The organism is Mesorhizobium sp. M7D.F.Ca.US.004.03.1.1 (assembly GCF_003998635.1).
Classification (GTDB): domain Bacteria; phylum Pseudomonadota; class Alphaproteobacteria; order Rhizobiales; family Rhizobiaceae; genus Mesorhizobium; species Mesorhizobium loti.
The window spans coordinates 1-7,891 of the sequence record NZ_RZQG01000199.1; the positions used below are offsets into that span (position 1 = coordinate 1).

Sequence of the window (7,891 nt, forward strand, 5' to 3'; positions counted from 1 at the left end):
AGGAAGCCATGGAAGAAATAGACGCCCGCGGCGACGATCAGCACCAGCAGCCAGCGCGCCGCCGACAGCGGCGGAATGACGGCCGCCCGCAACGGCGTCGACAGGCCGAACAGGCGCTGCTGCCGTTCCGGTTTCTGGATTCTTGCTTCCTTCAAACGCCTGCCTCTCCCAAACACCCTTCCCTTCTATGCACTGATATAGTGCAGCAATCGTGACGATAGTCCAAATGGCTGGGGATCTCCCCTTGAGGGGGTTGAGGAGTGGTCCGCGCAGCGGACGGAAAGCCAACTGCTTGGCTTTCCGAACGACGAACGGCCGGCGGGCTAGAGGGGGTCGCCGCGCGTCGAGAGCCGACATCCTCTTTCAAAGGTAGAAGGTCGCGTCCAGTCGTACCGACCCCCTCTGTCGCCTTTTGGCGACATCTCCCCCTCGAGAGAGGAGATTAGCAGCGTCATCCAAATTTCCCCGTCCTCGGGAACCCCTTCGGAACCATGCGTCCGGCCGAGGCGCGGGCGCCGATCCATTCCGCCAGTTCCTCGCGCGACCGGGTGAAGGTGCGGTCGGCTGAATCCTGCCAGGAGAGGCCGCTCTCCAGCGTGAACGGCTTGAGATCGAGAAGGCCGCCGTCCTTGTATTTCTGCAGGCGTACACCCTTGCCGCGGCCCATTTCCGGAATCTCGGAGAGCGCGAACACCAGCATCTTGCGATTCTCGCCGACGATGGCGAGATGATCGCCGGTGACCGGGATGCAGCGCTTGGCTTCGTCCGGCGCCTTGACGTTCATTACCTGCTTGCCCTTGCGGGTGTTGGCGACGACTTCCTCCTCCGACACGATAAAACCATTGGCGTCATGCGAGGCCAGCAGCAGCTTGCGCTTCGGATCGTGAACGAAGGCGGTGACGATGTCCTGGTCGTTGTCCATGTCGACGATGATGCGGATCGGCTCGCCATGGCCGCGCCCGCCAGGCAGCCGGTCGGCGCCGATGGTGTAGAACTTGCCGCCGGTGGTGAAGACCAGCACCTTGTCGGTGGTCTGGGCGTGGAAGGCGAGCTTGAGGCTGTCGCCCTCCTTGAAGGTCAGCGTCGAGAGATCGGCCAGATGCCCCTTCATCGCCCGCAGCCAGCCCTTTTCCGAGACAACCACGGTGACCGGCTCGCGCTCGATCATGGCGTGCGCAATGTCGGTCAGATCATGCTCGGGCGCGTCGGCGAACTGGGTGCGGCGCTTGCCGAGTTCGGTCTCCGGGCCGAACTTGTCGCGGATGTTGGTGACTTCCCACCTGATCGTCGCCCACTGCTTCTCGTTTGAAGCAAGCAATGCCTCGATCTGCTTCTTCTCGGCGCTCAGGCCGTCGAATTCCTTGCGGATCTCGAATTCTTCAAGCTTGCGCAGAGCGCGCAGCCGCATGTTGAGGATGGCTTCGGCCTGGTTGTCGGTGAGCGACCAGCGGGCCATCATGACCTGCTTTGGCTCATCCTCCTCGCGGATGATCCTGATCACCTCATCGATGTTGAGATAGGCGATCAGATAGCCGGCAAGTATCTCCAGCCGTCTTTCGATCTCGCCAAGCCGATGTTTCGAGCGGCGGATCAAAACCTCGCGGCGGTGCTCGAGCCATTCCTGCAGCACGCCCTTCAGCGACAGCACGTTGGGCACCTTGCCGCGCGACAGGACGTTCATGTTGAGCGGGAAGCGGCTTTCGAGCTCGGTCAGCTTGAACAGCGATTCCATCAGGATGCCGGGGTCGACCGAACGGCTCTTCGGCACCAGCACGACGCGGACGTCCTCGGCGCTCTCGTCCCTGATATCCTCGAGCAGCGGCAGCTTGCGTGCCATCAGCAGCTCGGCGATCTTCTCGATTAGCCGCGCCTTCTGCACGCCATAGGGGATTTCGGTGACGACGATGCTCCAGGTGCCCCTGCCCTGGTCCTCCTGGATCCACTTCGACCGCACGCGAAAGCCACCGCGGCCGGTTTCATAGGCTTCGAGGATAGAGGCGCGGCTGTCGACGATGATGCCGCCAGTCGGGAAATCCGGCCCTTGGACGAAGTCCATCAACTTCGCCACCGTCGCGTCCCGGTGTTCGATCAGGTGAAGTGCCGCGTCGCAAAGCTCGGCCGCGTTGTGCGGCGGGATCGATGTCGCCATGCCAACCGCGATGCCGGACGAGCCGTTGGCCAGCAGATTCGGAAAGGCGCCGGGCAAAACCACCGGCTCTTCGTCTTCTTCGTTGTAGGTCGGCCGATAGTCGACGGCGTCCTCGGTGATGCCGGACAACAGTTCGGTCGCCACATCGGTCATGCGCGCTTCGGTGTAGCGCATGGCGGCGGCGTTATCGCCGTCGATGTTGCCGAAATTGCCTTGCCCGTCAACCAAGGGGTAGCGCATCGAGAAATCCTGCGCCAACCGCACAAGCGCATCATAGATCGACTGGTCACCATGCGGGTGGAACTTGCCCATCACCTCGCCGACGATGCGGGCGCATTTGGCGAAGCCTTGGTCAGGATTGAGCCGCAGCAGGCGCATGGCGTGCATGATGCGGCGATGGACCGGCTTCAGTCCGTCGCGCACGTCGGGCAGCGCCCGGTGCATGATGGTCGACAGCGCATAGGCCAGATAGCGCTCTTCCAGCGCCTTCTTCAGATCGACCGGCTCGATATGATCGCCACCGCCATTTTCAGGCGGCAAAAGCCTTTTTCCCATGGGCTGGGACTAACCGAGCGGGTGATTCGCAGCAAGGGGCAGGCCGACATACCGACCCTTCTGCAACATGAAACCATCCGCCAAGGGATGTCGACCAACATCAGCCTGTTACATGCGGGTTCTAAGGCCAAGCACGATGATATCAGGCAACCGGCTCTTCATGACAAATTCACCGGTTTGCGCAAAGACGGTGGGATCGAGTTTGCCTTTCACCGTGATTTTTGACCATTGTGCCGGGACACGCCTTTTTCCCGTCCAGTTCGTCGCGGAATGGTGATGGCGCAAAGAATTGAAAAACAATTTCAGCACACTCTCAGGGACCTTGCGATGACAATCAAACGCTCAACTCTTAGGAAATTCGCCCTTTCTACCTTTTTGCTCACCCTGCCGCTGAATGCGGCCCTCGCACAGGATGCGGCGGTTGCCGACCGGCTGAAGGCAGCACTTTCCGCCCAGGGCGTCGACATCACCTGGACCGGCGTGACCGGTGACAACACCAGCATGGTGCTGCAGGGCGTTGCCATCAAACCGGCGGCGGAGAAGGAAGCGCTCACCATCGGCGACGTCAAGCTCGAAGGCGTCACCGAGGCAAATGGCGGCTATGACATCGCCACCGTGTCGACGGCTGCCTTCGAACACAGCAAGGACGGCGTCACCCTCGATCTCAGCCCCTTCGTCATCCATGACATGACCGTTCCGGCTGACGGCGCCACCGGCCCGCTGGGCTCGCTGATGATGTACAAGTCCGCCGAACTCTCGAACATGACCGTCAAGGTTGCCGACAAGACCGCCTTCTCGATGGACGGGCTTGCCATCGAGATCACGCCGCCGGCGGACGGCAAGGCGATGGAATTCACCGCCACCACGGAAAAGTTCAACGCCGACCTGACGCTGGTCGACGATCCCAAGTCCAAGGAAGTCATCAACGCGCTCGGCTACCAGAACATCGCGGGCAATCTCGAGATGGCCGGCACCTGGCAGCCTTCGGACGGCAAGATGGAACTGTCGAAATACGACATCTCCGTCGAGAATGCCGGCACGCTCGGCATGACCTTCGATCTCGGCGGCTACACGATGGACTTCATCAAGTCGCTGCAGGAAATGCAGAAGAAGATGGCGGCACAGCCCGAAGGCGCCGACAATTCGGCGCAAGGCATGGCCATGCTCGGCCTGTTGCAGCAGCTTTCGTTCAACAGCGCCTCGATCCGCTTCGACGACGATTCGCTGACCAACAAGGTGCTGGACTATGTCGGCAAGCAGCAAGGCATGTCCGGCAAGGACATCGCCAACCAGGCCAAGGCGATCGTGCCGTTCGGCATGGCGCAGCTCAACAATCCCGAGCTGACGGCACAGGTCACGGCCGCGGTCGGCAAGTATCTCGACGATCCGAAGAGCCTCGAAATCTCGGCCGAGCCGCCGGCATCAGTGCCGTTCGCGCTGATCATGGCGGGCGCCATGTCCAACCCGCTCGACCTGCCGAAGACGCTCGGCGTCACCGTCAAGGCCAACGAAGACTGATCGAAGCGATCTCAATAAGCGAAAAAGCCCGGCAGCGATGCCGGGCTTTTTTATGGGATTAGCGAATCGAAAGAATCGGTTCGGGCGGTTCTCTAAAGCATCGCCCGAGCGTGGTCAGGCGTCCTTCTTGGGCACAGCAACGCGCAGTGCCAGGTCGCGAAGCTGCTGCGGGCTCGCTTCCGAAGGCGCGTTCATCAACAAATCATAGGCCTGCTGGTTCATCGGGAACATGGTGATCTCGCGCAGGTTCTTCGCCCCGAGCAGCAGCATCACGACGCGGTCGACGCCGGCGGCCATGCCGCCATGCGGCGGCGCGCCATACTGGAAGGCGCGGTAGAGGCCGCCAAAGCGCTCTTCGACCGTGGCGCGGTCCAGCCCGACCGTCTCGAACGCCTTGACCATGGTTTCGGGCAGATGGTTGCGGATACCGCCGCTAGCGATTTCGAAGCCGTTGCAGACCATGTCATACTGGAACGCCTTGATGCCGAGCAGGTCCTCGCCATTCAGCGCATTGATGCCGCCTTGCGGCATCGAGAACGGATTGTGGGCGAAGTCGATCTTCTTCTCTTCCTCGTTCCATTCGAAGAACGGGAAGTCGACGATCCAGCACAGTTCGAAACGCTCGCGGTCGACAAGGTTCAGCTCCTCGCCGGCGCGCGTGCGCGCAGCCCCCGCAAAGGAGACGAACTTCTTCGGATCGCCGGCGACAAAGAAGGCGGCGTCGCCATCGGCAAGGCCGAGCTGAAGGCGGAGCGCCTCGGTGCGCTCCTCGCCGATGTTCTTGGCCAGCGGGCCGGCGCCTTCGAGCTTGTCGCCCTCCTTGCGCCAGAAGATATAGCCCAGCCCCGGCTGCCCCTCGCCCTGCGCCCAGGAATTCATGCGGTCGCAGAAGGCGCGGCTGCCGCCGGTCTTTGCCGGAATGCCCCACACCTCGGCCTTCGGGTCGTTGGCCAGGATGTTGGCGAACACCTTGAAGCCGGAATCGCGAAAATGATCGGAGACGGCCTGCATCTCGATCGGGTTGCGCAGGTCCGGTTTGTCGGAACCGTATTTGCGCATGGCGACATCATAGGGGATGCGCTGGAATTTCTGCGTCACCGGCTTGCCGTTGGCGAAGGTTTCGAAGACCCCGCGCATGACCGGCTCCATGGTCGACAGCACGTCGTCCTGCTCGACGAAGCTCATTTCGAGGTCGAGCTGGTAGAATTCACCCGGCAGACGATCGGCGCGCGGATCCTCGTCGCGGAAGCAGGGCGCGATCTGGAAATAGCGGTCGAAGCCCGACACCATGATCAGCTGTTTGTACTGCTGCGGCGCCTGCGGCAGCGCGTAGAAGGTGCCGGGATGGATGCGCGACGGCACCAGGAAGTCGCGTGCGCCTTCCGGCGATGAGGCGGTCAGGATCGGCGTCGAGAATTCGGTGAAGCCGACATCCGTCATGCGCCTGCGCATCTCGGCGATGATTTTTGTCCGCGCAATGATGTTCTTGTGCAGCGTCTCGCGGCGCAGGTCGAGGAAGCGGTATCTCAGGCGGATATCCTCGGGATAGTCCGGCTCGCCGAACACCGGCAGTGGCAATTCCTTGGCCGCCGACAGCACTTCGATCTCGCGGGCGAAAATCTCGATCTCGCCGGTCGGCAAATTGGCGTTGGTGGTCTCGGGCAAGCGCGCCTTGACCTCGCCGTCGACGCGGATGACCCATTCGCCACGCACCGTCTCGGCGACCTTGAAGGCCGGCGAATCCGGATCGGCGACGATCTGGGTCAGGCCATAATTGTCGCGCAGGTCGATGAAGAGCAGGCCGCCATGATCGCGCACGCGATGCACCCAGCCCGACAGGCGAACGGTCGAGCCGACGTCGCTCTTTCTCAACTGGGCACAGGTATGGCTGCGGTAACGGTGCATTGTCATTGGTAAAGTCCGGGGTGCTGGGTTGCGGGCCGAGGCATCACGGCCCGGCCCTGAAAATTTGCGCGAAAAGCGCATGGGAGGCCTGATTTGTCAAGGCAAGCAGGTCGCCTGCGCTTCTTTCGCCTTCAGCCCGGGACTTCGGCCGAACCCGAAACCAAAGTGCCGTGACCGGCCCCGTCTCGCCCCACCCTCATGCGAAGTGGATTTCGGCGCCTTGACGTTCGAAATCCGCAAGGATTGCGGCCGGTGCAGTCTTTTCGACCACTAGATGGCGGATCGCCTCTGCCCCGGCGACGCGGTAGGGCGCCGCGGTTGCCAGCTTGTCGCCGGTCACGGCGACGACAATGCCGGCGCAGTTCCGAGCCATGGCCCGCTTGACCTCGGCCTCGGCCGGATCGAACGCCGTTACGCCACGCGCGGCGTCGAGACCGCATGAGCCCAGGAAGAACAGATCGGCGCCGAGCTGCGCGACGGCGGCCAGCGTATCGGCGCCGACGCAGGTCCCGAGGTCGCGGACGAACCTGCCACCCAGCACGATCAGCTCGACCAATGGGTGATCGGACAGCGCCGAGGCAACGCCGAGCGAATTGGTGGCAATTGTCAGCTCGAGGTCGCGGGGAATGGCCCTGGCGAGAGCGGTGTTGGTGCTGCCGCCGTCGATAAAGAGGGACTGTCCAGGGGAAAGCAGCGCCACAGCCGCGCTCGCCAACCGCATCTTCTCCTCAACGGCGTGACCGCCGCGCAGGCTGATGGGAGCATCCGCAAACGGCGCCGATGCGACCGCGCCGCCATAGACGCGGCGGCATTGACCGGACTTCGCCAACTCCCGCAGATCGCGGCGGACGGTGTCCTCCGAGACGCCGAAGCGGGTCGCCAGTTCGCCGGCCAACACACTTCCCTCCGCCGCCAGGCGGTCGCGGATGATTCGATGCCGCTCATCGGTCAGCATTGCATGATCCTGTTTTGCTTGTGCACGTTCTTGCATGTTATGCACGTTTATGCAAGGAAGGGCCTGCCCGACTGCCGGACAAAGCCAGTCTCTCTTCCTTTGAAAGCACCGCGATGAGCCTTGGCCTCAACCTTGCCCCCCAACATCGCGTCTATGCCGGGTTCGCGATCTATTCCTTCGCCATGGGCAACATTTTTCCGCGGCTGCCCGACATCAAGCACGCCATGAACATCGAGGATGGCACCCTCGGGCTCAGCCTGATCGGAACCCCGATCGGCACCTTGACAGCGCTGACGCTGGCGACGCCGCTTCTCGAGCGCGTCGGCTTCCGCCGCGCGCTGCTTGTCCTGGTCCCGCTGGTGGCGCTTGCCTATGCCATCGCGGTGCATGCGCCGGGCCCGCTTGCGCTTTTCCTGATGCTCTTTCCCGTCGGCCTGATGATCGGCAGCGTCGAGATCATGCTCAATGTCGAGGCTGACCGGACCGAATTCCTGGTCAAGCGCCGTATCATGAACCGCGCGCATTCGTTCTGGAGCATGGGCTTTTTCGGCGCCGGCCTGTTCGGCGCGGCGCTCGCGCATCTCGGCATATCGCCGCAACTGCATCTGGCGCTGATCGTGCCGATCGTCGCGATCTCGATGGTGCTGTTCCTCGGCGGCTACCAGCCGGCGCCGAGCCGCTTCGCCGGCACCGGCGAGAAGGCGCCCGTGCTGGCGCGGCCGACGCTGCCGATCCTCGTCCTCGTGGCCGTGACGCTCTCCGCGATGCTGATGGAAGGCGCCAGCATCGACTGGTCGGCGATCTACATG

Annotated in this window: 5 protein-coding genes and 2 pseudogenes; 3 read left to right on the forward strand and 4 right to left on the reverse strand. The window is 62.8% G+C overall.

Features of this window, described 5'->3' with window-relative positions; translation table 11 throughout:
* Positions 1-155, reverse strand: a pseudogene (locus tag EN935_RS42030) (AI-2E family transporter); the annotation flags it as partial.
* A 296-nt stretch (positions 156-451) separates the two neighbouring features.
* Positions 452-2,704 (reverse strand): DNA topoisomerase IV subunit A, encoded by a 2,253-nt coding sequence (parC, locus tag EN935_RS13845; protein WP_127265338.1) that lies wholly within the window; start codon positions 2,702-2,704, stop codon positions 452-454.
* Here parC and EN935_RS13850 point away from each other — a divergent pair.
* Together EN935_RS13850 and EN935_RS13855 are read left to right on the forward strand one after the other, a co-directional pair.
* On the forward strand, positions 2,660-2,929 hold the full coding sequence (locus tag EN935_RS13850) for a hypothetical protein (RefSeq protein ID WP_126068768.1): 270 nt from the start codon (positions 2,660-2,662) through the stop codon (positions 2,927-2,929). The genes parC and EN935_RS13850 overlap by 45 nt on opposite strands.
* Before the next feature lie 102 nt (positions 2,930-3,031).
* Entirely contained in the window at positions 3,032-4,222 is a 1,191-nt protein-coding gene (locus EN935_RS13855; protein WP_127265339.1) for a hypothetical protein, read from the forward strand.
* Between the two features lie 114 nt (positions 4,223-4,336).
* On the opposite strand, the gene aspS is transcribed toward EN935_RS13855, so the two are convergent.
* Positions 4,337-6,127, reverse strand: coding sequence for an aspartate--tRNA ligase (aspS, locus tag EN935_RS13860; protein ID WP_164757843.1), 1,791 nt, complete (start codon positions 6,125-6,127; stop codon positions 4,337-4,339).
* A 196-nt stretch (positions 6,128-6,323) separates the two neighbouring features.
* Positions 6,324-7,082 carry a DeoR/GlpR family DNA-binding transcription regulator gene (locus EN935_RS13865; protein ID WP_127265341.1) on the reverse strand — a complete coding sequence of 253 codons (759 nt, stop codon included), beginning with the start codon at positions 7,080-7,082 and terminating at the stop codon, positions 6,324-6,326.
* Between the two features lie 113 nt (positions 7,083-7,195).
* Here EN935_RS13865 and EN935_RS13870 point away from each other — a divergent pair.
* Positions 7,196-7,891: pseudogene (locus EN935_RS13870) on the forward strand (MFS transporter); the annotation flags it as partial.